We start from the raw sequence: 24,690 nt of genomic DNA on the forward strand, positions 1-24,690 counted from the left end.
CGTGCCGAACGGTGCGATCACGCCTGGTCATGGAGCAGCTCACCGCCCCTCCCCGCGACGTTCTGCACGACCACGTCCTTGGCGGACGATGGGGGGCGGTGGTACGGGGCCAGGATCCGGGCCGGCTTGTCGAACCGGGCGAGCCGCCGCATCCAGGCGAACCCCGCGCCGAACAGGCCCGCCACCACGACCAGCACGGCCTGGCCGAGCACCGAGTTGTACTCCTCGACGTACGAGCGGTTGAAGACGACCAGCGCGGCGGCGAAGGCGAGGGCGGTGCCGACCACGATCTGCACGCTCTTGCGGGTGGACCTGCGCTCGGCCTCCACCCGCCGGCGCATGTCCAGCTCCTCGCGCGCGGAGACCGCGAGGGCCGAGAGCACGTCGCGCAGGCCGGGCCCGCGCAGCCGCGAGTTGAGGATCAGCGCCGCCACGACGAGGTCGGCCGAGGGGTCGTCCAGCTCGTCGGCGAACATCCGCAGCGCGTCGGCGAGCGGCATCCGCGTGTGCAGCCGGTCGACCAGGGCCCGCAGGTGTGGTTGCAGCGTGGGGGCCGCGGCCCGGATGGAGGAGGGGATGGCCTGTTCGAGCCCGGCCGCGCCGGCGATCGTGTCGCGCAGCGACTCCGTCCACGCCGCCAGGCCCTCCAGGCGCCGCATGGCGGCCCGCTCCTCCGCCGCGCCGCCGGTGAACCCCCGCCAGGCCAGGACCAGCAGTACGGCTCCCCCCGCGATGACCGGCCAGCCGGTCACCACCAGCACCAGGACACCCGTGACCGCCGCGATCGCCGAGCGCGTGGACAGGGCGCGCAGCAGGCGCATCCGCTCGGCCCTGCCGTCCGGACCGGCCGGCCGGGGGCGCAGGCCGTACAGCGCCAGGGCGAGCAGGAAGAGACCGCCGCCCGCCGCGGCGCCGGCCAGCAGCACCAGGGGATCGAGGACGCCGGGAGGCAGCAGGCCGCTCATCGCCACGCTCCCCGCGCCGGGTCGTACCCGTGGGCGGCCAGTTCGTCCGCGCAGGAGATCGGGGCGTGCGGCACGAGGTAATCGCCCGCCATGGCGAACACCTCCGAGGACAGCACGCGCCCGTCGCAGCCCGTGACCTCCCGGACGCTGGACACGTAACGGCGCAGGGTGCCTCCCCGGTGGTAGTCGTTGCGCTTCTCGATGAACACCACGAAGTCGATGGCCCCGGCGATGAGCATGTGGGTGGCCTCGATCGGCAGCCGCTCCTCGGCCTGCAACGCGTACGTCGCGATGCGGTTGAACACCTCCATGCTGGAGTTGGCGTGGATCGTCGACAGCGACCCGTCGTTGCCCTGGGTCATCGCGTTGAGCATCGTGACGATCTCGTCGCCCAGCACCTCGCCGACGATCACCCGCGAGGGGTTCATGCGCAGCGACCGCCGCACGAGCTCGGCCATCGTGATCTCGCCCTGCCCCTCGGAGTTGGGCAGGCGGTGCTCGAAGGCCACCACGTTGGGGTGCAGCTCGGGGAACTGGTCGAGCCCCAGCTCCAGCGCGCGCTCCACCGTGATCAGCCGCTCGTGCTGCGGGATCTCGTTGGCCAGGGCCCGCAGCAGCGTGGTCTTCCCCGCGTTCGTCGATCCCGCGATCATGATGTTCTTCCGCGCGGCCACCGCGGCCGTGAGGAACCGGCCCAGCTCGGGGGTGAGCGTGCCGTTCCCGACGAGGTCGCTGAGGAACACCTTGCCGAGGCGGGCGCGGCGGATCGACAACGCCGGCCGCACGGTGACGTCCATGACGGCCGACAGGCGGGAGCCGTCCGGCAGGCGCAGGTCGAGCTGCGGGTTGGCGGTGTCGAAGGGCCGCGACGACAGGCCCGAGTACGCCGCGAGGATCTGGATCAGCTCGACGAGCTCCTCGTCGGTCTCCGCGACGGGGTCGTGCATGAGCTCCTGGCCGTCGGCGTACCCGACGAAGACCCGGTCGCAGCCGTTGATGTCGATGTTCTCGACCTCGGGGTCGTCGAGCAGCGGCTGCAGGCGGCCGACGCCGAACAGCGCGGCGTGGATGCCCGCCGCCAGCGCCTCCTCCTCCTCGGCCGTGGGCGGGGTGCGGCCGACGCCGATCTCGCCCCGCGCGTGCTCCTCCAGCACCTGCGCGATCAGGGCCCGGGCGAACTGCCGCTCGTCCTCCCCCGACATCGGCGGCACGCCGCTCGCCTGGTCGAGCCGCCGCTGGTGCGCCAGCCGGTCGCCGACCTCCTGCCGGAACCGCTTCACCAGACCGTGGTCGATCGGCCGCCGCTGGGAGTTCACGACCGCACCTCCGGCTCCCTGTTCGCCCTGTTCGCCGTCCTGATGACGGGCGGCGCCGCCGCCGTGTCGCCGCCCGCGGCCAGCTGCGCGGCCAGGCGCGTGGCCAGCTCCCTGGCCGTGCGGATCAGGAGGCTGCGGTCGAGCCGCCCGCCCCACTGCCCGCGCAGCAGTTCGGCACCCTTCGGGTCGTACGCGAGGCCGCCGACGAAGGCGACGTCCCAGCCGGAGACGATGCGCCTGATCTCCTCCAGCGACGACCGGTACGACCGGGGGTCGGCGATCACCACGACCCCGACCTTGCGCCCGATCAGCGACAGCCGTTCGCGCAGGTGGGCGACGTTGTCGAGGCTGGCCCGGGTGAACAGCACGACCTGGTCGGCCTCGGCCACCAGGTCGCCGATCTGGGGGTGCAGGCCCAGCCGGCCGCAGTCGGCGAGCACGTCGGCCTGGGGCAGGGCGGCGAACGCCCGGCCGAGCGGGCCCCACAGCCAGGTGAGACCGGCCGCCTGCTCGCCGTTGGTCAGGCCGGCCAGCACGTCGAGGCCGCCGACGAGCCGCTGCGTGTGCTCGTAGATCAGCTCCGCGTGGAGCCCGCGCCGCGCGACCGCGCCGAGGCTGAGCAGGCCGCGCCCGGGGTTGAGCACGCTCCCGTCGTCGCCGGGCAGCCGGTAGGCGAGGTCTCCGCCGGAGGGGTCGCACTCGGCCAGCAGCACCGGGCGGGGCCACACGGCGCCGAGGGCGGTCGCCGCGGTGGTCACGCCGGGCGCCCCCTTGTCGGCGGCGAGCACGATCAGCGCCACGTCACTTGACCCCCGGGAGCGTGATGAGGGCGATCTCCCCACTGGAGGCGTACTGGGCGACGGCGGGCGCGATCGACGTGTCGACGACGACCGTGACCAGCCCGCCGCCCGAGCGCCCCGAGCCCACGCCGTGGACGCGGGCGGCGGTCGCCAGCACCTTCTGCTGGGCGGTGGCCGACCCGCGTCCGGGCGCCGGCACGTAGACCACCTGGACGACGTCGCCGCTCCTCAGGTCGGCCGGCATCTGACCGGCCTTGAGCGACAGGCCCACCTTGGCCTTGCCCGGTCCGACCTGGTCGGTCGTCTTGGCGGTCATCGGCTCGGTGAGCAGCGTGCCCGGGAGCAACGTCACCCGGGCGTACGTCGTGGCCACCTGGTCTTTGAACCGCCAGGGGACGTAGTCGACGCCGGTGTCGGCGATCTGCACCTCCTGCATCGCGGACAGCGGGATGAGCTGCCCGGCCCCGACCTGCTGGGTGATCCGCACGGCCGAGACGCGGTCGCCGCTGCGCATGACCAGCAGCGTGGTGGCCAGCGCGCCACCCAGGATGAGGAGGACGGCGAGCGCGGCGAGCGCGGGCTTGCGCTCCCTCGGCGGGACGGGCAGCTTGCGTGCGGCCGGCCCGGACAGGCCGGGCCGTGCGGGTGCCCGGCCGTCCTGCGACGTCTTCTCGCTGATCCTCATGGGTGGGGGACTCCCAGGGATGAGGGCGCCCTTCTGTTTCGGGCCGCTCGAATTTATTTACGGTCTTGCCGTTTGTTGCGAATTCACTCCATTATGGCCAGCTTGCGCCGCCATAAGTGCCCTGATGCGCGACCCATGCTTATCCGTTAGGAATACGCCTGTCAACGGGAGTCGATCTATCGCCATATCGACTCATAGCTTTACTCTCACGATATTTCGTGATAGTACGTATGCACTTCTTTCCCTGTTGTCACACCATTCACACTGTTCGTGCTTTGCGGACGGCACGCAAGCGGATCCGTACGCGGAAGGACTCTCCCGGCGGTGACGTCGAAGTGTGTCATGACAGGCACCTTTACCTATTCCGGAAAACGCGCAGATGAGCGCGGGTGGCGCGGCTACGGTGTCTCCGCAGGGCCGCACCCGGAGATCTTCACGGGAACGCGCCGGGATGAAACGCTCTCCGCGAGGCCGCCGTACAACCGCCTTCTGGGAGTTCGCGCATGCGGATAACGCTCACCGTGGTCGGCGAGGACGGCCGTCGCGACGTGCTGGTCGAGGGCGACGAGAGCACCTCGGCCGCCGCCCTCGCTGCGGCGCTCGCCGACCTGCTCGACGGCGCCGCCGCCCGGCCGGCCAACGTCGTACGGCTTCCGCACGCCCGCGCGCCGTACGACCTGGACCGCGACCGGCAGGCCCGGCCCCCGGCCGAGGTGAAACTGTGGGTCGACGGCCGCCCGGTCGACCCGGACGCGCCCGTGTTCGGCCTGCTCAGGGATGGCGACCTGGTGGCCGTGGACGGCCACGCCGCCGTGGCGACGGTGACCGAGGAGCCGGGCGGGCAGGCCGAGCTGCGCGTGGTGGGCGGGCCCGGCGCGGGAGCCGTCCACCGGATCGGGTTCGGCGCGCACACGATCGGCGCCGACCCCGCCTGCGCGATCTCCGTACCCGACCCGCGGATGCCGCCGGTCGCGCTGGTGGTGCGGCTGGCCCCCGGCACGGCCACCGTGGAGCTCGCGGCACCCGCGACCTCCGGCGGCGACCCGGTGGCCCGGCTGGAGGGCGAGCCCCTAACGAAGGCCGTGCCGTGGCCGGCCTCCGGCATGCTCGCCTGCGGCGGCTCGGTCCTCGCTCTGGGACCGGTCCTGCCGCCCGACGCCCACCTCGACGCGCTGCCGGACGGCGGGCTCGCCTACAACCGCCCGCCGCGCCTGCAGCGGCCGGAGCGGCAGCGGCGGTTCACGGTCCCCGCCGAGCCCAAGCGGGGCGAGGGCATGCGGCTGCAGCTGCTGGCCGCGCTGCTGCCCGCCGTCCTCGGTGTGGTCATGGCCGCCGTCACCGGCACCTGGTACTACCTGCTGATCGCGTTCATGACGCCGCTCATCATGATCGGCCAGTGGGTGAGCGACCGCAGGCACGGCAGGAAGAAGCACCGCCGGGCGCTCAAGGCGTACCGCGAGCGGCTGGCCGCCTTCGAGGAGGAGGTGGCCCGCGCGGTGCGGCAGGACGAGGAGGCCAGGCGCGGCGGCGCGCCCGATCCGGCCGAGGTGCTGCTCACCGCGACCGGCCCGCGCCGCCGGCTCTGGGAGCGCAGGGTGCACGACCACGACGCGCTGCGGCTGCGCGTGGGACTGGCCGACCTGCCCGCGGACCTGGAGTTCGAGCCCGAGAGCGGCACGCCCCAGGACGTCCCGCGCCGGGAGCCGCCCTCCTGCCACGACGTCCCGGTCGCGCTGGTCATGCGGCGTCTCGGCGTGGCCGGGCTCACCGGCCCGAGGGACGTGGCGCTCGGCTGCGCCCGCTGGCTCGTCGGCCAGGCCGCCGCCTTACACAGCCCGCGCGACCTGGCCGTCGTGGTGCTGTCCGCCAACGCCGACGGCGCCGGGCAGTGGGGCTGGGTGCGCTGGCTGCCGCACTGCGCCCCGGACGCCGCCCGCGGGGGCGCACTGTCGTCCGACTGCGCCGCGCTCGTCGGCGCCGACCCCGAGGCCGCCGCCCGCAGGGTCGCCGAGCTCGCCGCCCTGGTCACGGAACGGCTCGACGCCGAGAACGGCTCGGGCCCCTATCCGGGGGTGCCGCGCGGCGCCCGCCTGTCCGGGGGCCCGGCCGGCTGGGACGACCTGGGGCGCGCGAGCGGCAACCGGCCCGCCGAGCCGGCCTTCGCGACCTACGACGAGCGGCCGTTCGACGTGCTCGTCGTGCTCGACGGCGCGCAGGTGCTGCGCGGCCTGCCCGGCATGCCGCAGGTGCTGCGGCAGGGCCCGCGTGCCGGGGTCTACACGATCGCGATCGACGACGACGAGCGGCTGCTGCCCGAGGAGTGCGCGACGGTCGTGTCCTGCGACCGCGACGGCGGCGTGCGCCTCCACGGCGGCGGGCTCGACCCGATCACCGGCATCCGCGCCGACCAGGTCTCGCCGTCCTGGGCCGAGCGCCTGGCCCGCGCGCTCGCCCCGCTGCGCGACGTGAGCCGCGACGACCCCTCGGCCGCCCTGCCCGACGCGGTCCGCCTGCTCGACCTGCTGGAGGCGCCGCTCGAGCCCGCCGCGCTCGCCGAGCGGCAGGGCCGTACGACCCGGGCCCTGATCGGCGTGGGACCGGACGGGCCCTTCGAGGTGGACCTGAGCAGGGACGGGCCGCACGCCCTGGTCGCGGGCACGACCGGCGCGGGCAAGTCGGAGCTGCTGCAGACGCTGATCTGCTCGCTCGCCGTGGCCAACCGGCCGGACGAGATGACGTTCGTGCTCATCGACTACAAGGGCGGCGCGGCCTTCAAGGAGTGCGTACGGCTCCCGCACACGGTCGGCATGGTGAGCGACCTCGACGGCCACCTGACCCAGCGGGCCCTGTCGTCGCTGGCCGCCGAGATCCGGCGCAGGGAACGCCTGCTGCTGGACGCGGGGGCCAAGGACATCGAGGACTACCAGCGGGCCCGCGGCGCCACCTGGGTGCTCGGCGCGGGCGGCGTCCTGCGGGCGCGCGGCGGCGGCATCTTCGCCGCGCCGGTGCCGGACAGCGCCGGGAGCAAGAAGGACCTGCCGCCGCTGCCCCGGCTCGTGCTGATCATCGACGAGTTCGCCGCCCTGGTCACGGAGCTGCCCGACTTCGTCGAGGGGCTGGTCGACATCGCCCGGAGGGGCCGCTCGCTCGGCATCCACCTGATCCTCGCGACCCAGCGGCCCGGCGGCGTGGTGACCGCCGACATCCAGGCCAACACCTCGCTCAGGATCGCGCTGCGGGTCACCGACGCCACCGAGTCCGCCGACGTCATCGACGTGCCGGACGCCGCGCACATCTCGCGGACGACGCCGGGCCGCTGCTACGTGCGGGCGGGTTCCGGAGCGCCCGTGGCGGTGCAGACCGCCAGGATCGGCGGGCGCACCCCTCATCCGCGGAGTGCCGGGGCGGCCGACGCCGGGGACGCCGTGCGGGTTCTCGACCTGCCCTGGCAGGCGCTCGGCCACCCGCTGCCCGCCCCGCCCGCCCAAGCCGCGGACGGCACCGACCTGGCCCTGCTCGTGGACGCGCTGCGGGAGGCCGGGAGCGACATGCCCCGTCAGCCGAGCCCGTGGCTGCCGCCGCTGCCCGGCCAGGTCGTCCTCGACACCGGGACCGCGGACTCCCCCGGCGGTCTGCTCGCGGGCGCCGCGCCGTACCGGCCGGGGTCCGAGGAGGTGCCGCCGCTGCCGTTCGGCGTGACCGACCTGCCGTGGGAGCAGGGCCGCCGCCCGCTCGCGCTGGACATGCGGCACGGCGGCCACCTGCTGATCGCGGGCGGCGCGCGCAGCGGCCGCTCCAGCGCGCTGCGGACGATCGCGGGCTCGATCGCGGCCGGCGCCTCTCCCGAGGACGTGCACGTCCACGCCGTCGACTGCGGGTCGGGCGCGCTGCTGCCGCTCGTCGCGCTGCCGCACTGCGGCGCGGTGGTCACCCGCGACCAGCTCGACCGGGTGGAACGCCTGCTGACCCGCCTGCGCGCGGAGGTCGGGCGCCGCCAGCACCTGCTGGCCGAGGCCGGGTACGCCTCGCTGGCCGAGGCGCGCGCCGCCGCCCGCTCACGGCCCGCCCGCGACCGTACGGGCGTGGGGGCGCTGCCCTGGATGGTGCTGCTCGTGGACCGCTGGGAGGGGTACGTCGCCGCGTTCGAGAACTACGACTACGGGCGGCTGGTCGACGCCCTGCTGCAACTGCTGCGGGAGGGACCTGCCGTGGGCCTGCGGGCCGTGGTCACCGCCGACCGGTCGGGCCTGCTCGGGCAGATCTCCACGGTCTTCGAGGACCGGCTCGTGCTGCGGCTCGCCGACCCCGCCGACTACGGGCTCGCCGGGCTGCCGGTGCGCGACCTGCCGAGCTCCATGCCTCCGGGCAGGGCCCTCGCCGTCGGCGAGCACGGCCTGGTGGAGAGCCAGCTCGCCCTGCTGTGCGACGACCCCTCGGGCCCCGCGCAGGTGGCCGTCCTGCAGGAGCTCGCCCGTACGGCGGCCGCGCGGTTCGGGGGCTCGGGCACCCTCGGCTCGGACACCCTCGGCTCGGGCACCCTCGGCTCGGACCTTCCCGGCACGTGGGCCTGGCCGTCGGAGCCGCCGCTGCGGGTGGACGCGCTGCCGATGCGGATCACGGCGAGGCAGGCGCTCGACCTGGCGCCCGCGCATCGGCCGCCCTCGGCTCTGTGGGCGCTGCTCGGCGCGGGCGGCGACGCACTCGCCCCGATGGGCGTGGACCTGCAGGGCCAGGGACCGGCCGCGGTGATCGCCGGACCGCCGCGATCGGGACGGTCGTCCGCGCTGGTCACGGCGGCGCGCTCGCTGCTCGACCGGGGCACGCCCGTGCTCGTCGTGACCCCGCGCCGCAGCCCGTTGCGCGACCTCGCCGGGGCGCCGGGGGTGCTCGCCGTGCTGGACGGCAACGCCAGAAGCGTGACCGGGGGCGGCGCGGACGACTTCGGCGGCCTGCCCGGCGCGCTCGACCCGCTCGCGCTGGTCGCCGGGCACGAGCGCTACGTGGTGGCCGTGGACGACGCGGAGCTCATCTCGCCCGACTCCGCGCTCGGCCTGGCCCTGGACGAGATCCTGCGCACCGGGCGGGACGGCGAGCACGGCCTGCTCATCGCCGGAGCCACCGGCGATCTGGCGACGGCCTACCGGGGATTCGCGGCCGAGGCGCGCAAGGGCAGGACCGGCCTGCTGCTCAACGTGCAGAGCCCTGCCGACGGGGACCTGTTCGCCGTACGGCTGCCGCGCGGCGCCGTCGGCGGGCCTCCCGGGCGCGGCCTGCTGGTCGTCTCGGGCGCGGCGACCCCGATCCAGGCCGCGGCGCCGGACTGAGGCTCCTGCGCGCGTCACGGCGAAGCTCTGGACACGGAAACCGCCGGACCTCCATGGCACCCATGGTGGTCCGGCGGCCGGCTGTCAGCGAGTCGCGGACTCGATGTTGCCGCGGTAGGTGGTGATGACCCGGGAGGCCTCGTTGAGCTCTTCCGCCATGCGCTGGAACGCCGCTCGGTAGCTCTGCCATGCGTCGTGGAAGCGCTGTGCGCCGGGGCCGGTCCAGGCGGTGCCGACCTTGGCCGCCTCACGGTCGAGGTTGGCCATCGTGGCGCGAACCTGGTCCGCCTGCTGGCTGAACTGCGCGGCCATGCCCTGCATCTCCGCGGGGTCGCCGCCGAGCAAGCTGTTACTCATCCAGTCACTCCTTCATCGACAAAGGGGCCGCCCTCACCGTAAATCGTTTGTCAATCATGTGAACCCCTTATGCCGAGCGGCTATATCCGCGGCCTGGAGAATCAGGCTTTTCCGCCACCCCATTCCCCTTTTTTCCTAACGCCCGGAAAGTTCGGCGAAGGGGAGAGCGAAAGCCTCGCCGGCCCTAGGCCGATGCCGCGGCGCCGTTGATCGTGGCCCTTCACACCGGTCCGCTCAGAGGCGGGCGGGGTCGTCGCCACCGAACCATCGATGCACGGCTGCCCGAAGTGCTTCGATCTCCGTGGGATCCGGTTCGGGTGATGCGGACGCCCAGGCCACATAGCAGTCCGGGCGAAGAAGCAGTGCGGTGGGTGCCGGGACCTGAGGGCGCGCGGTGACGATGTCGACGTGGTCGTGCCGCGGGCCGAGCGCCTGCGCCAGCGACGCTCCTTCGGTCAGGTCGAGCAGTAGGGGGCGCGCGGTTCTGGTCAGCTCGGCCAGCCGGACCGGCCCGGCCGGGGTGCGCAGTTCCATGTCCGGCGCGAACCGGCCGATCAGCGGATGCGCCTCGGGTTCGCCCATGTCGTAGCGGACGTCGGCGCCCGCGACGAGTTCGGCGAGGCGCTGCACGGTGCTCTGGTCGCGGAGCAGCTCGGTGAACAGTTCGCGCAGTCCGGTGACGTCGCCGCCGGGGGCTATCAGGGCCGACTGTGCCTGCGCATTCAGGATCATGCGGTGGGCGGCGAGTCGCCGCTCGGCCTCGTAGCTGTCCAGCAGGCCGGGCGGGGCGGTGCCGCGGATCACGGCGGCGAGTTTCCAGCCGAGGTTGACCGCGTCCTGAAGGCCGAGGTTGAGCCCGGGTCCTCCCCCGGTGGCGGCGTACACGTGAGCGGCATCACCGATCAGGAACACCCGGCCGTCGGCGAACCGGTCGGCGACCCGGGTGTTGCCGCCGGTCAGGCGACGCAGCACGTGCGGGCCCGGGCCATCGGGCGCACCCAGCGGCACATCGACGCCGAGCACCCGGCGGACGCTCGCCCGCAACACTTCAAGGTCCATCGGTGCGTCGGTCGCGGGCAGGTCCCACTCCGTGGTGCTGACCAGCGCCGGGTGGCCGGGCATCGGTGCGTAGGAGAACCCGCCGCGCTCCGTGCGCTGGGGCAGGAACGGCAGAACAGCGCCGTGGCCGGGCACGTTCAGCGCGCCGGTCGCGGGATCGATCCAGTCCTCCGGAAGGTTCACGTGCGCTGAGAGGACGGTCATCCGGTCATAGGTGACGCCGGGGAACCCGATGCCGGAGAGCTTGCGCGTGGCGCTGTGCGCTCCATCCGCGCCGACGAGGTAGCGGGCCCGCAGCCGGTAGGCCCCGCCGGGGTTCGCGACATCGATGGTGACCGCGTCGTCGTCCTGGGACACACCGACGACCTCGTGTTCCCGCCGGATTTCCACGCCCAGTTCGGTGGCGCGCTCCTGCAGGACCTGCACGATGCGGCGCTGCGGCACCGGCAGGGCGTAAACGGGGCTGTCCTCCAGCAGGCTCAGGTCCAGGCCCAGCGCACCGAACATGAAGTACGCGGAGTTCGGCTGCGGGGGTGCCGGGCTGCCGCTGAGAGGTTCGTGCAGCCCTCGGCGGTCGAGCATTCTCACGACCTGGCCGAGCAATCCGTTCGCTTTCGGTTCCTCGCTCATCTCCGGCAGCCGCTCCAGCACGACCGGCCGAACCCCTGCCAGGCTCAGCTCGCAGGCCAGCATCAGCCCGTTGGGGCCGCCGCCGGCGATGACGACATCTGTGATCACGTGTTCTCCCTTGCTCACACGGACGAGAGCAGGGCGGATGGAGCGCTGAAACGCACCTGGGCCGCTGGGACCTCCTCCCTGCCGGGAGGCAGACTAGAGAGAAAACTTGCGCACACGCAAGTTTGCGGGCACGCATCGAATCTGGGACGCTGGGACGGTGGAGACGAGACCGACCGGGTTGCGCGAGCAGAAGAAGCAGGCCACGCGAGAGGCGTTGCGCGCGGCGGCACTGCGGCTGGCTCTCGAGCGCGGACCGGACAACGTGCGCGTGGACGACATCGCCCAGGCCGCCGGGGTCTCCCCCCGGACCTACAACAACTACTTCTCCAGCCGGGAACAGGCGATTGTGGCCGCCATCACCGGCGAACGGGAAGCACGGGTCGCGGCGGCCGTGACCGAGCGGCCCGCCGACGTCGGCCTCGCCGAGGCTGTCGTCGACGCGATCGTGGACCAGTACACCGATCCCGGCCAACCCGGTCGCGACGCGCTCCTGCTGATCACCACCCGCCCCGCACTGCGCGACGAGTTCGTCGACGCCGCCGCCGCGATCGAACATCCCCTCAGCGACGCGATCGCCCGGCGCCTCGGCCACACCGGCGGGCACACCGCCCGCGTGCTCGCGGCGAGCGTGGCCGCCGCAGTCCGCCTTGCTCTCCGACAATGGCTGCAGACGACCGTCGCATCCTCCACGACCAGCGGGCTTGTCCTGCCGTCCGGCTCCCTGCCGGACCTGCTGCGCACCACGCTCGCACCGCTCACGCCCGCACTCGACGCCGCCGAGAGACAAGCAGGCCACCGCCCGCCTCGGTGAACCGGTCCCGGCCGCCCCGGCCCTCACCGGCCCGCGACGGCCGCTCCGTGCGAACGTGGCGGTAACCGTACAAATTTCAACGACCTGCACGAAGCGGAACCACCGAGACACCGCGGAGATCACAGGGACGCCTCCGGATCAATATGCTGACGGTCATGCCCTCTGACAGGGAGAGGTGACGTGCAGACCCGGAAGGACCTCTACCAGGCATACCGGCTGATGCAGCAGCGCCTGGGTCAGGCCCTGCTGCAGGGAGAGCCGGACGTGGCGGAGTCGCCGATGCGGCGGCACAATCTGGCCACGTTCTGCGGAGTCCTGCTGTCGGTGCTCCTGCTCGCCGTCTTCGGCATCTGGGGGGTGATCAAGCCGGGTGGCGCCACCAAGCTCACCGAGCCCGGCCAGCTCCTCGTCGAGCAGGACACCGGCGCGACCTACGTCTACAGCCGGCAGGAGCGCGTGCTGCTTCCCGTGGCGAACTACGTCTCCGCCCGGCTGCTGCTCGACACCCCCGACGTGACGGTGCGCGACGTCTCCGCCGCCTCGCTGGCCGAGCTGCCGCGCGGGCCGCTCGTCGGCATCCCCGGCGCGCCCGACTCGCTGCCGGCCAAGGACAAGCTGGTGCACGGCCCGTGGTCGGTGTGCGTGGTGGACGGCCCCGACGCCACCGGGGCGCCACGGCCGTACGTCACGCTGGTGGGCGGCCTGGACGTCGGCGGCAGGCCCCTCGGCGGCGGCGCCATGGTCGTGGACGACGGCCGGCAGAAGTGGGTGGTCTGGGGCGACCGGCGGATGCGGGCGAGCTCCAGCGCGGTGAGCGCGCTGAACGCGCAGCCCAGGAAGGTGCCCGCCGCCTGGCTCAACGCCGTTCCCGAGGGCCCCGACTTCGGCGGCCCGAAGGTGCGCGACCTGGGCAAGAAGGTGCGGGGGCCCGGCGGGGGCACGGCGGCGATCGGACAGGTCTTCACCGTGCCCGGCATCGCGGACGCCCCCGCCCGCTGGTACGTCCTGCTGTCCGACGGCCTCGCGCCGATCACCCTCACCCAGGCCACGCTCATGCTGGCCGACCCCGGCATCAAGGCGGCGTACGGCAGGCGTCCCCCGCGGGCCGTCCCGATCGACGCGGCGACGGCCAACGCCGCGCCGTCCAAGCAGAGCGTGACGGGAGGCGGGCTGCCCGAGGCGATGCCCGCCGTGGTCTCCCCCTCCGCGACCACGCCGCTGTGCGCGGTCTACGCGGGCGCCCGTGGCGGCTCCACCCGGGCGACCCTGACGGTCGGCGCCTCGATCGCGATCCCCACGCCCCGGACCCCCGGCGGCCAGGAGAGCTTCGACCAGGTGCTGCTCCCGCCGGGATCGGCGGCGGTCGCCGGGCTGCTGCCGGGCGAGGGACAGGTGGCGTCGATCACGAACTACTACCTGGTCACCGACCAGGGCCGCAGGTTCGCCGTCGCCTCGGCCGACCTGCTGCCGAAGCTCGGCTACGACGCCTCCGACGCCACGCCGGTGCCCGCGCACCTGCTGCACCTCATCCCCGAGGGGCCGGCGCTCGACCCCTCCGCCGCCCGCGTGCCCGTGCCGGTCGGCAGATAGGTCAGCCGTTCAGCCCGCGGAAGTCGTCCAGGTTCTGCTGGTAGAACGCGATGTCCTCGGCCAGCCGGTCGCGCAGGAAGCTCTCGGGCTCCGCCTCGCGGGCGGCCAGGCCCGTCTCGGTCCAGAAGGCCTCGGCGGGCACCTCCCGCTCGCCGGGCGGGATGAACTTGAGCACCTCGCCGAGCGCGTCCCTGGCCGACTCCCAGCCGCTCACCACCCGCAGGAAGAGGCTCTCGTCTCCCGGCTCCTCGGCGTACTCGAGGTCGTCGGCGAGCGCCCGGCGCGCGTACCCCGCGCTCGCGAGCCGCCACTGGCCGGGATCGAGCAGCTCGGACAGGCCGACGCCGAACGGCTCCCCCTCGTCCCGGGCCTCCGCCTCTCCGGCGTACGGCACGAGCACCTCGACGCCGCCGGACCGCAGCGTCCACCCCTCGGGACCCTCGACGGGCGGCTCCTCCCGGCCGGCCTCCTCCACCGTCAGCGCGAGATACAGCCGGGCCTCCGCGAGCGTCCGCGCGTACGAGATCGGCACTGCCTGCTCCATTCCGGCCACCTTAGGCCCCGGCCAGCTCGCGGTAGGTGTCGCGGACGACGAGCAGCCGGTCGAGGCGGAACCGCCCCGGCTCCGCGGCGCGTACGGCCCGTCCGCGCTCCGACCAGAACGCCTCCTCGGGCACCTCGTCCTGCCCGGGCGGGACGAATTTGATCACTTCCTCGACCGCCGCCCGCGCGACGGACAGCGCCTGCCGCCGTTCTCCCTCCAGCCGGGGGCCCTCCGGCACGTTGCCCGCCGCCAGGTCGGCCACCCACATCCACTCGCCGGGATCCAGCAACTCGGACGGCTCCGCGCCGCCGAACGTCGGGTAGCCGGTGGGCGTCACCTCGCGCTCGGGCAGGCCGAACAGGTACTCCCGCTCGGCGCCGCACGCCGCGCACCGTCCCTCATAACAGGTGACCAGCTCCCCCTCGGCACTCGCCAGGCCGCTGTCCCAGTCGGTGCCGGCCGAGCCGCAGGCGCAGGGGTTCAGGTCGAGGTAGAGGTGCGCCTCGTCCCTGCTCCGCGCGATCGAGTACGGCATCAGATCACCTGTCCTTGTCCGGTCTCCTCCGGCTCGGGCACGTCGTCCTCGTCGTCGGGCGGCTCCCCGCCGGAGGGGTTGCTGAGCCTGCGCATCCGCTCCCACACGTCGAGGACCGGCGCGGGAGGCGGCGCGGTGACCCACGGCGGCGGGGGCGCCGGCTGACCCCGCGCCCCGAGGTCACGGGCGACCGCCTCGATCTCGTGCCGCAGCCGCGCCCGTTCCTCGTCCGAGGACGCCAACAGCCACTTGCGGGACAGGTAGGCGTGCTCGTTGCGGCGGGCGGCGGCGCACGCGTCGTAGCCGGGATTCAGGGCGTTCAGGAAGGCGCGCACCACGCCCTGCTCCGCCGCGGCGCGCTTCTGCAGGGTGTCGCTGACCTCGTGCAGCAGCACCCGGGCCACCACGTCGGGGGCCAGTCTAGGCGCGAGCCGGGTCACGTGCGGATCCGTGCCCGTGCCCGTGTGGACCTCCGTACGGCCCGGGCGTCCGCCGCCGGGGTCCTCGGGCAGCACGACGAAACGCTGGGTGCCGAACCGGGCGGTCTCGACGGTGACGACCCTGCCGTCCGGCGTCACGGTCACGGCCTGGACGCCCCTGCCGAAGTCCGACGGGCGCAGGTCGGCGACGGCCGGGGGGATCTCGTCGTTCGACAGGTTCGGCAGGTGCGGGGCCCGGCCGTCGGCCACGAACGCGGTCCGCTCGATGGCTTCGGCCGTCACGCTGCCGCCGGGAGGACCGGTGACGAGGGGGTTGCCGCCCCAGGTGCCGTCCGCCGCGGTCTCGGGCACCGGCCAGCCCGGGTCTGCCGGGGTGTCCCTGGGCACGCCGAGGGCGTCGAGCCGTTCGGCGATCCGGTCGGCGAACCCACTCGGCCGCCCGTCGTACAGGTCGCGCAGGTCAAGGTCGTGCCGGGCGGCCAGCGCCACCAGGTCGGGCGAAACCCTGCCGAGCGCCTCGGCGAAGGAGTCGCCGGTCAGCTCCCCCAGGGGCGTGGCGCGGTAGCGCTCGACGGCGCCGTCGGGCCGCCTGAGGTGGAGGTGGACGTCGGCGCCGAGGTCGCGGGCGAGCAGCCTGGCCTCCTCCACGAACGCCATGGGATGCGCGCGCCCGAGGTCGGCCACGATGCCCACCGGCAGCGTTCCGGTCCGTCCTCTGAGAGCCTCGGCCATCGCCCTGGTCGGCGTCGCCGGGTCGTACGACGGGTGCCTCGCGGCCATCCCGCGCACGGCGTCGTGGGAGAAGAACATGCCGGGCGCCGCGGGCCGCCGCCGGAAGTCCCACCGCGGCCGGGCGGGGCCGGCGTCGCGACGGGCCAGCATCTCCTCGAACGCGTGCTGGAACATGATCAGGTGGGCCCTGCCGGTCGCGCCGTGGGGGATCTCCACCGCCCGCAGCAGCGTCTCCGCGCCGTCCGGCGCCACCCGGCGCACCTCGAACCGGAGGTCGAAGTCGACCCGGAACCGCACCAGCGCCCCGGTGCCCTTCTCGAACACGCTGGTCTCGTCGCGGACGCCGCCGCTGCCCGAACTCGACTGCGCGGTCTGGTCGCCGGCGCCGACGTCGGTGCCGGCGCCCGCGGCGAGCCCCCCGCTGTACGTCCGGCCGAGCGGCAGCATCTGCCCCCGGTCGGTGGACGTGCCCGCGACGTTCTGCTCGCGGTCCACCTGCCCCAGTTCGGTGTCCTGCAGGTTCAGGGCCACCGGGTCGGGCTCGGAGAGGTCCGCGTGCACCCGGACGTCCACCACCTCGCCGGGTCTGCCCGGCATCGGCAGCCGGATGATCCGGTGCCCGTCCGGGCCGGTCATCCGCTCCAGCCGGGTCGCCAGCCCGTTGCCGGTGAAGGCCTTGGCCAGCTCGGCGTAGTGCTCCATGGCGGCGGTCCCGCCGAGGAGGTCCGGCCGGGCGAGCCGGCCGAACACCGCGCGCAGCAGCCCGTCGGACCTGATCCCCTCGGTCGCGAAGACCTCCGGCGGCGCGACCCGCCGTACGTCGGGCCGCGTGGGCCCCCGCGCGGGAACCGTGCCCTTCTTCGCCACCATGCCGTCCGGCAGCACCCGGGTCATGGTGCCGCGCAGCGTGACGTGGCTGGTCCGGGGGACGCCGGTGGTCCTCGCGACGGCGCCGCGCAGGCGGCCCGACGACCGCTCGACCTCGATCCTGATCGTCACCGGATGTGCGACGAGCTGCCCGCCGCGGAACGCCGAATGACGCTGGATGCGGGTCCGCTGGGTGCCGATCGAGGCCGTGCCGGTGTGCGAGCGGTCGGTGGCGACCGCTCGGCCGCCGCTGCCCACGTCCTGTCCCGCTCCGGCCTTCGCGTTGCCGCCGAACGTCCTGCCGGACGACTCACCGGCGTCCTGCTGGCCGTAGAGGTAGTCCTGCAGGATCTGGCCGAAGTTGTGGACGCTCCCGCCGTACGTCGCCTGGTCGCCGTGGAGCTCCGCCGTGATCCTGAGCGTCACGTCCTCGGTGAGGTGCGGGCCGATCTTGAGCGAGTACGTTTTGACGAAGCCGGCCGGTCCGGTCATGTCGTCGAGCTTGCCCCACCAGCGTCTGCCGGCGAAGTCGCCGAACAGGCTGCGCAGCAGGACCGGGTCGCGCTTCAGCGCGCCGGGCGCCACCGTGCCGATCTGTCCGAGCACCTGGTCGAGCAGCCGGGTCGGTGTGCCGTCCGGGGCCGTGAGCCGGACGGTCTTCACGGTGCTCTCGCCGAGGGAGTCCTCGTACAGGTCGGGGACGTCCACCCGGGTGGCGAGGTCCGGCAGCCTGTCCTGCATCTGCTTGAGCCCGGGCGCCCGGCCCATGGGGAAGTCCTTGACGAGCCGTTCGAAGAGCACGGCGCGGGGATGCTTCCGCTCCAGGTCGAGCCGGGGATGACCGGCCCTGCGCGCCAGCGCCCGGTCGGCCAGGTATCTGCGGACCATCGGCACCGCCGTACGCGGGTCGAGCTCGAGGGTGCCGTCGAGCAGCCGCGTCACCGCGTCGGCCACCTGGCCGAGCGGGAGCTTGACCTCGCCCTTGCCGTACAGGGCGAGGGCGTCGCGCTCGGGGAGGGAGTAGACGACCGTTCTGCCCGGCAGCTCGGCGTTGGCCCGGCGGTTTCCCGACTCGTCCCCGGAGACCGTGATGTCCGCCTTCATCGCGAACACATAGTGCTTGCCGGTGTCGATGGCCAGCCGTTCCCTGCCCCAGATCGCCGTATCGGTGATCGAGGACGCCCTGCTCCCCGCCCCGGACACGCCGGCCTCCTGCGTGCTGCCGAACGGGTCGGGCAGATCCTCCTTGACGCCGGTCGAGACGTCCGCGGACCGTCCGCGCCGGGTCTCCATTCGCGTGGAGTGCGCGCCCATCGTGAAGTTGATGTCACCGATCACCAGGTCGGCCGCGGTGACGAACGTCGACTCGCCCGGCTCGGCCGTGATCCACGCCGCCGCTCGGTGCGTGCGCAGGCCGCGCGGGCGCACGGCCGTCGCGGTGCCGTACGTGCCGGCCGGCCCGTCGGCGTCGGCGACCAGCCATTCCGGGTGGGAGATGAGGCCGCGTACGTTGAACGTCTCGGCGAGGTGGTGGTACGACATCGAGCCCGGCCGCATCGCCCTCGGCAGCACCGAGCCGAGGGCCTCGAGCACGCCGCTCCCGTCCACGTGCAGCAGGGTGGCGAGGCTCAGCGCCTCCCTGGACGTCGGGTGCGCGGGCGAGGGCTCCGCCCGGCGTTCCGGCAGCAGGTCGGAGGGCAGCAGCACCCGCATCCACACGCCGTCGCTCTCGGCCAGCGTCCTGGTCTTCCCGCCGTCCTCGACGAGTTCCACGGTGAGCGTGTGCGGAACCTCGAAGACCGCCGCCGGAGCGGTGGCCTCGATCAACGTGACGTGGTTGACCGTGTCGTTGAGGGTCGTGCCGGCCGTGCGCCCCCTGTTGGCGTGGAAGCCCGGCCCGCCGCCGGTCGAGCCGTCCTCGCCCGGCTTCGTCTCCAGGCCGACGCCGGCGCCGAGGTCGCCGGACCGGCCTGCCGACCGGCCGACCGACCGGCCGGAGGTCTCCGACGAGATGTCGAGGTCCGCCACGACGTCGGCCTCGCTGGTGCCCTGGAACTCCTCCCTGCCCGACTGCTTCAACCGGATGCGCATGGTGTAGTGCCGGCTGGGCCGGCCGATGCCCTGGCTCACCAGGTCGAGGACGATCCCGTCCTGCCTGGCCTGGTCGTATCCGGTCTGCAGCCGGGCCGGGGAGAACTGTTCGGCGACCTCGATCATGTTGGCGATCTGGCTCGCCCGGGTCAGCGGGTCGCGGGACAGGCCGCCGTTCTCGTCCGGCAGCAGGCCCTGCTCGCGCAGCGCCGCGATGACCTTCGCGCGCACCTCGTCGAAGTTCCGGACGCTGTCCTGCCGCTCGCTCGCCTGGACGAGCGCGGGCCCTGCCCCGGACTCGCGCGACCAGCCGGGCAGCTCGGGCAGGCGGCCCTTCGGCACGCCGGGCTTCGGGTCGTCCCGCAGCCGGCCGTCCTTCCGCACGGCCGCCCGGTCGACGGGAAGGCCATGACGGTAGGCCTGCGACTCTGGCATGCGGAACAGGCCCGAGCTCGTGCCCTTGATAGGGGTGCGAGGGGCGTCGTCGCTGTTCAGATGCACGGTGACCGTGTGTTCGAGCTCCAGCGCGTACGCCTGGGTGTGGCCCGCCCAGCGCTGCACGCTCGGCCGGATGGCGGTCCCGCCCGCGCTCATCGACCGCGACCGCGACCAGAAACGGCCGAGCCCCATGGTGAACCGCGGTGTGGCGGTCTTGTAGCCGTCGAGACCGGCGTCGCCGAGCATGCCCTGGTCTTCGATGGGCAGCTTGACGCCCGCGGTGCCCTTCACCTCCCCGGACCGGCCGGCCGAGCGCGAGCCGGACGCGCCCGAGAATCCGACGCGCAGCCGTTCCAGGCGGTGCTTGACGCTCGGCGTGCCGACCGGCCGTGCCGTCTTCATCGACACCTCGGTCTTGATCCGCATATAACCGATCACCCGCCCGTTCGCGGTGATCGGGCGGCGCAGGCCCTCGGGATCGTTGATCGCCTCGCCGAGCCGGGCCGGCAGCTCCTTCGTCAGGATCGTGAAGATCTGGTCGCGCGTCATGCCGCCGATCTCGGGCCGGCCGGCCCCCGCGGCGGTGCGCTCGGCGAGGTCCGCGAGCCCGGTCAGCCCGGTGACCGAATGCTCGGGGAACGGCGTGCGCCGCCACTGCTTTTCCGGCAGCCGGGTGACCTCGGCCGGTCCCCGCTCCGCGTGCGTGTGCGGCAGATAGATCTGCAGGCTCCGCGCGTCGCCGGTCGTGCCGCTGTCCACGCGCGCCCGCTCGGTGCCGTTCGCGGTGCGCAGCTCCACCTCCGCCGCGGCGACCCCGTCGAGCACCAGCGCCTCGCCCGCGTTGTCCTGCACCGCACCGGCCAGCGCGAACTCCGCCGCGTTGCCGTTGAACGACTCGCTCCGGCCGACGCTGAACCCGCCTTTGAACAGGCCGAACCGCATCAGCGTCGCGAGCCAGTGGGTGTCCTGCCACGGCTTGCTCAGGGCGTTCAGGTCGAGGTTCGGCGCCAGGCTGAGGGCGCGATTGGCGGTGGCGGAGGCCGAGCGGCCGCCCTGCGGCAAGTGGCCGAGCATCGACTGCGCGTGGCGCACCGGATGGCCGAAGACCTCGACCAGGTCCGTGACCTTCAGCCGCAGCCGCAGCTCACCGCGCGTGCCGCGGCCCACCCGCAGCAGCGCGCCGTCCGGCGACACCAGCCATCTGAAGTTCGAGCGCAACACGTGCGACAGCTCGTCCGGCGAGTAGCGCTGGTCGACGCCCGCGCGTTCGAGCATGTCGTTGACGACCTGCGTGAGCCGTTCGAGATGGGGCAGCCGGCCCGCCGGTGTGGCCTCGGACAGAACCTCGGACAGGGCCCTGGATGCCGGCAGGGCGTCCGCGAACGCCTCCGTGTACGCGGTGTGGGCGGCCTCCGCCTCCCGGGCCGACTGGGCGATATTCGCCGGCAGCGGCCCCGTCCGGCCCGCGGGCAGGGCGTTCAGTGCCTTCTCGAGCTTCTCGTACGCCCTGCGCGCCTCGGCCGCCTGCGACGCCGCTCGCTCGTAGGCCTCCTTGCTCCGCTGTGCGCGCTCGGCCGTCCTGCGGTGGACGTCGCGGTCGGCCAGCGCCTTACGGCGGCGTTCCCCGGCGGCGTAGTCCTTCTGGCGTGCCGCCTTGCGTGCGTCCTTGTCGGCCTTGTGCGCGTCGAGCAGGGCCGCTCTGAGGCTCTTGTCCTTCTCCTGGACGGCCTTGCTCAGCTCGTCGGCCGCGTCCGCCAACGTCTCCCGCTGGGTGCGGACCCGCGCGAACAGATCCGCCACCGGATCGGGCGCGCTCTGGGTCGTCGTGCTGTTCTGGGCTGTCGTGTTCTGCGCTGTCGTGTTCTGCGCTGTCGTGTTCTGGGCTGTCGTGGTCTGCGCTGCCTGGGTCGCCGCCGGGTCGGGCGCGGCCGGGGCGGCGACGGCCGGCGGCCGGGGCGCCGACCACGGGGGCGCCGGGGCGATGTGCCCGAGTCGCTCGATCTCGCGCGCCAGCTGCTCGATCTCGTGCGCGATGGCGGGCCGTTCCTCCGCCGGGGCCGCCCGCCACGTCCGCTCCAGCAGGGCGTGCTCCCGGTAGCGGGCCGTCACGCAGGCCGCGGCGTCCGGCTCCGCCGTACGGCTCAGGAAGGAGCGGATCACCCCCTGCGGGGGGCCGGAAAGCCGCTGGAAGACGTCGCTGATCTCGTGCAGCCACACCCGGGGCAGGATGTCGTTCGCCAGGCGCGGCGACAGCCGTACGACGTGGGGGTCGCTGGCCGTGCCCGCCCGGACTCTGGTCCTGGCGAGACGACCGCCGCGCACCCGGCCGATCTCGTACCGGAAGTGCTGGGCGCCCGACCGGCCCGAGTCCACGACGACCGTCCGCTCACCGGCCCGGTCCAACCCCGTCACGTCAGGGCCCAGGTCGGACGCCTGCAGCGCCAGGAAGCCCTGCTCCGCCTCCCCCGGCGACAGGTCGGCCAGGTGCGGCGGCCTGCCGTCGGCGACGAAGCGGCTTCTCTCGATGCCCGGGGCCGTCACCGTGCCACGGCCACGGGTCGTACGAGGTCCGGGCCGGGTGGCGGCTCCCGCAGTGGACGATGGCGTGGACGGTGGCGTGGACGACGCTGAGGACGGTGCCGTGGACGGCCCCGGCCCTCGTGTCGCCGGATTGGCGGTCCCGGACGGATCCGGCGCGGCCGGACCGCCGGCGAGGCTCTCGGCGCGGCGGACGATCTCCGCGGCCGCGCCGGCGGACCGGCCGACACGAAGAGCATGGTCGGGTCCGTACGGCCGGACCGCCGCCGCCTCCTCCACCAGCCCGGCCCCCGCGTCGCTCAGCCGGTCGGGCCGCCAGCCGCGTGGGTTGTCCTCCAGCACCTCGCCCGCCACCTCCACGGCGGCGGCGCGGCCGTCCGGCGTCGTGCCGGACAGGCGGGCGAGCGCGTCGAGAGCTCCCTCCACCGGGAGACCCCGGCTCTCCTCCGCGATCCTGGCCCCCAGCAGGGCGGCCGCCTCCGCGCGCAGCCGGTGCGCGTCCACACCCTCGGCGGCACGCGCCGCGAGCCGGTCGGCGAGGGCCTCCATGTCCTCGGCCGAGAGCTCGATCGGCCTTCCGTCAGGACCGGTCAGCCTGGCGCCCCGGCCGTCGCGCAGGAGAAGCACATCGGGCGCGATCGTGAGCAGCGTGTCGGAGACCGCCGTACGAGCCGACGCGAGCGCCGCCGAGGCGGCGGGGGATGCGGAGGGTGCTGTGGACGCCGCCGTCGCACTCGACGCGGCGGGAGCGGCGGCCGGGGCGCCCGGCGTCGCGGTGTTCGCCGTGGAGGCCGCTACGGCACCCGCGGCACCGGTGCCGGCATCACCCGCGTTGCCCGGGCTCGCCGGGCCGGTCGCGGTAGACGCGCCCGCCGCTGTGCTTCCCGCGCCAGTCCCACCGGCCACATTGGCGTTGGCCACGTTCGCGGCGTTGGCCACGCTGGCGGCGTTGCCGGCGTTCGCGGCGCTGGCCGCACTGGCGGCGTTGGCCGCATTCGCGGCGTTGCCGGCGTTGGCCGCGTTGCCGGCGTTGCCGGCGTTGGCCGCGTTCGCGGCGTTGCCTGGACCGGCCGCTCCCAGGTCGGCACCGCTCGTACCGACCGCATTGACCGCATTGACCGCGTTGGCGCCATTGCCGGTGTTGCTTGGACCGGCCGCGCCGGATTGCGCGGCGGACGCGGCGGTGGCGGACGACTGGCTGGACGCACTCTGCGCCGCGGCCGGCGCCTGACCGCTGCTCGCGGCGGACGCGGCCGCCGCGTTCCCGGTGCCCGCGCTGGATGCGCCGCCCGTGTTGCCCACGTTGGATGTGCTCGCGGAACCGGCCGCGCCGGATTGCGCGGCGGACGCGGCGGTGGCGGACGACTGGCCTGGCGCGTTGGACGCCGTGCTCGCGGAACCGGCCGCGCCGGGTGCAGTGGCCGACGGCTGCGTGGAGCCGTTCGACGTGGCATTCGACACCGGCCCAGCCCCACCGGGCGCGGTGGCCGGCGCAGCGGGGGGTTGCGTTGCGACGGACGCGGTGCTCGTGCCGCCCGCGCCGTTCTGCCCGCCGTTGCTCGCGGTCTGGCCACCGCCGGACGTACCCGTCTCGCCGGAGCCCGCAACACCGCCGGACGGCTGTCCGGCGGCGGGATCGGAGAAGGCGCGGATCAGGTCGGTGCGCACACTCGTGTCGTACGCCGAGGCCAGGGCCGTACGCGGGCTGACGACCGCCTGGACGACGTCGGGGTTGAACGGGCTGATCGTGTTCGTACGGCCGGCCCCGCCGAGAGCGGCCCCCAGCAGCGACTCCCCGTCGGGCATCTCCCACTGGCCGTACACGAGCCCGTTGCCCAGCATGCTTCCGGCCGGGGAGGCGATGACGTTGGTCAGGCCGGTCGTCAGCGCCCTGCCGGGGAAGCGCCTGAACGCGTTGCCGACACCCGGCAGGTCGGTGTTCAGCCTCCTGAGCAGGGGCGTCCTGTTGACCAGGTTGCTCACGGGGCGCGCTGCCCGCAGGCCGATGGCCCCGCCGCCGGCCGCGCCCACCGCGATGGCGCCCGTCCTCCTCCAGTCCCGGCCGTCGCGGGTGCCCATCTCCTGCTGCTTACGCTGGGCGATGTCGTCGCCGGCGACCTCCTCGCCGACCTCCTCGACGATCTCCCTGCCCAGGGGGTTGGCGAGGATGCGGCCGAGCAGGCCGGCCCGGACCGAGGCGAGCGCGGTCCCCCGCGCGAGCGCCTGGGCGGCGGCGGGGCGTCCGGCGGCGACGGCGAGCCGTTCGAGGATCTTCAGGGTCTCGGCCCGGGCGCGGGCGGCGATCGGCCCGATGAATCTGGTGGAGGCGCCCGCCGAGTAGAAGGCGGCGACGAGTGCGATGAACGTGGCGATCAGCGCGATCCAGAACACCACGTTGACCGACAGCTTCGAATACTGCGTCTCACGGGCGAAGTCGTCGGCCTGCGCGGCATAGGCGAAGTGGTTGTTCGCCACGCCGAGCAGCCCGGACTGCTCCGAGTAGTGCTCGCCGAGCCGGTTGATGAACGCCTGCATCGACGGGCCCTGCATTCCGCTGAGCACGGAGACTGCGGCGGTTCCCACCGGATCGACGGACCGCACCAGGCTCACGGTCGCGGCCCGGTGCGCCCTGGCCAGCTCCCACAGCAGGCTCTCGCTCGCCTCCGGCCACGTCTGGCCCGCCGTGAGCAGGGCGATGAGGTCGTCGGCCCAGTCGGGCAGCGACTCGCCCCAGGCGGGCGTGACGTCGACGACCGAGCCGCCGCCATCGGCGAACGCGGGCAGCCCGTCGCCCATGGTCGGATCGACCTTGCTGTTCGCCGCGTCCGGGCTCGTCCCCGATGTGGCGGAGTGAGTCATC

General features: G+C 74.0%; 12 protein-coding genes. 3 read left to right on the forward strand and 9 right to left on the reverse strand.

The annotated features are described in order from the left end of the window. Nucleotides 1–17 precede the first annotated feature (17 nt). Genes ACWEQG_RS09595 through ACWEQG_RS09610 form a run of 4 tightly spaced genes read right to left on the reverse strand, consistent with a single transcriptional unit; the run spans nucleotide 18 to nucleotide 3,766 of the window. Nucleotides 18–965, reverse strand: a complete 948-nt coding sequence (locus ACWEQG_RS09595; RefSeq protein WP_452283331.1) for a type II secretion system F family protein — start codon at nucleotides 963–965, stop codon at nucleotides 18–20. Further along, entirely contained in the window at nucleotides 962–2,281 is a 1,320-nt protein-coding gene (locus ACWEQG_RS09600; RefSeq protein WP_452283333.1) for a CpaF family protein, read from the reverse strand. Before ACWEQG_RS09600 ends, ACWEQG_RS09595 begins: the two co-directional genes overlap by 4 nt. After that, complete coding sequence (locus ACWEQG_RS09605; RefSeq protein WP_363473084.1) at nucleotides 2,278–3,081, reverse strand: MinD/ParA family ATP-binding protein; 804 nt, start codon at nucleotides 3,079–3,081, stop codon at nucleotides 2,278–2,280. The genes ACWEQG_RS09600 and ACWEQG_RS09605 overlap by 4 nt, the downstream gene beginning before the upstream one ends. 1 nt (nucleotide 3,082) lies before the next feature. Continuing rightward, entirely contained in the window at nucleotides 3,083–3,766 is a 684-nt protein-coding gene (locus tag ACWEQG_RS09610) for a hypothetical protein (protein WP_452283335.1), read from the reverse strand. 503 nt (nucleotides 3,767–4,269) lie between these two features. Here ACWEQG_RS09610 and ACWEQG_RS09615 point away from each other — a divergent pair. After that, nucleotides 4,270–9,090 (forward strand): FtsK/SpoIIIE domain-containing protein, encoded by a 4,821-nt coding sequence (locus ACWEQG_RS09615; protein ID WP_452283337.1) that lies wholly within the window; start codon nucleotides 4,270–4,272, stop codon nucleotides 9,088–9,090. A gap of 84 nt (nucleotides 9,091–9,174) precedes the next feature. On the opposite strand, the gene ACWEQG_RS09620 is transcribed toward ACWEQG_RS09615, so the two are convergent. Together ACWEQG_RS09620 and ACWEQG_RS09625 are read right to left on the reverse strand one after the other, a co-directional pair. Beyond that, nucleotides 9,175–9,447, reverse strand: coding sequence for a WXG100 family type VII secretion target (locus ACWEQG_RS09620; protein ID WP_169986113.1), 273 nt, complete (start codon nucleotides 9,445–9,447; stop codon nucleotides 9,175–9,177). A gap of 234 nt (nucleotides 9,448–9,681) precedes the next feature. After that, nucleotides 9,682–11,262 (reverse strand): FAD-dependent oxidoreductase, encoded by a 1,581-nt coding sequence (locus ACWEQG_RS09625; protein WP_452283339.1) that lies wholly within the window; start codon nucleotides 11,260–11,262, stop codon nucleotides 9,682–9,684. Between the two features lie 139 nt (nucleotides 11,263–11,401). Here ACWEQG_RS09625 and ACWEQG_RS09630 point away from each other — a divergent pair, with 139 nt between their 5' ends. After that, entirely contained in the window at nucleotides 11,402–12,055 is a 654-nt protein-coding gene (locus ACWEQG_RS09630) for a TetR/AcrR family transcriptional regulator (RefSeq protein WP_452283341.1), read from the forward strand. A gap of 180 nt (nucleotides 12,056–12,235) precedes the next feature. Continuing rightward, nucleotides 12,236–13,645, forward strand: coding sequence for a type VII secretion protein EccB (eccB, locus tag ACWEQG_RS09635; protein ID WP_452283343.1), 1,410 nt, complete (start codon nucleotides 12,236–12,238; stop codon nucleotides 13,643–13,645). Nucleotide 13,646: 1 nt separating this feature from the next. Here the strand turns inward: eccB and ACWEQG_RS09640 are convergent, their stop codons facing one another. From ACWEQG_RS09640 to ACWEQG_RS09650, 3 genes are read right to left on the reverse strand one after another with little or no spacing between them, the layout of a single operon-like run. Next, entirely contained in the window at nucleotides 13,647–14,189 is a 543-nt protein-coding gene (locus ACWEQG_RS09640; RefSeq protein ID WP_452283345.1) for a hypothetical protein, read from the reverse strand. A gap of 10 nt (nucleotides 14,190–14,199) precedes the next feature. Then, the gene (locus ACWEQG_RS09645) at nucleotides 14,200–14,724 is read right to left on the reverse strand and encodes a hypothetical protein (protein WP_363469301.1); all 525 of its coding nucleotides are present in this window, start codon (nucleotides 14,722–14,724) and stop codon (nucleotides 14,200–14,202) included. After that, nucleotides 14,724–24,689: a WXG100-like domain-containing protein gene (locus ACWEQG_RS09650; RefSeq protein ID WP_452283347.1), complete on the reverse strand. Its 9,966-nt coding sequence runs from the start codon at nucleotides 24,687–24,689 to the stop codon at nucleotides 14,724–14,726. Before ACWEQG_RS09650 ends, ACWEQG_RS09645 begins: the two co-directional genes overlap by 1 nt. Between the last annotated feature and the right edge of the window lies 1 nt (nucleotide 24,690).

It is taken from the genome of Microbispora sp. NPDC004025, assembly GCF_053604425.1.

Bases quoted from the DNA above. Each gene is read 5' to 3' on its own strand.
- ACWEQG_RS09595 (WP_452283331.1), bottom strand. From the start codon at position 965: ATGAGCGGCCTGCTGCCTCCCGGCGTCCTCGATCCCCTGGTGCTGCTG.
- ACWEQG_RS09610 (WP_452283335.1), bottom strand. From the start codon at position 3,766: ATGAGGATCAGCGAGAAGACGTCGCAGGACGGCCGGGCACCCGCACGG.
- ACWEQG_RS09615 (WP_452283337.1), top strand. From the start codon at position 4,270: ATGCGGATAACGCTCACCGTGGTCGGCGAGGACGGCCGTCGCGACGTG.
- ACWEQG_RS09620 (WP_169986113.1), bottom strand. From the start codon at position 9,447: ATGAGTAACAGCTTGCTCGGCGGCGACCCCGCGGAGATGCAGGGCATG.
- ACWEQG_RS09640 (WP_452283345.1), bottom strand. From the start codon at position 14,189: ATGGAGCAGGCAGTGCCGATCTCGTACGCGCGGACGCTCGCGGAGGCC.
- ACWEQG_RS09645 (WP_363469301.1), bottom strand. From the start codon at position 14,724: ATGCCGTACTCGATCGCGCGGAGCAGGGACGAGGCGCACCTCTACCTC.
- ACWEQG_RS09650 (WP_452283347.1), bottom strand. From the start codon at position 24,689: ATGACTCACTCCGCCACATCGGGGACGAGCCCGGACGCGGCGAACAGC.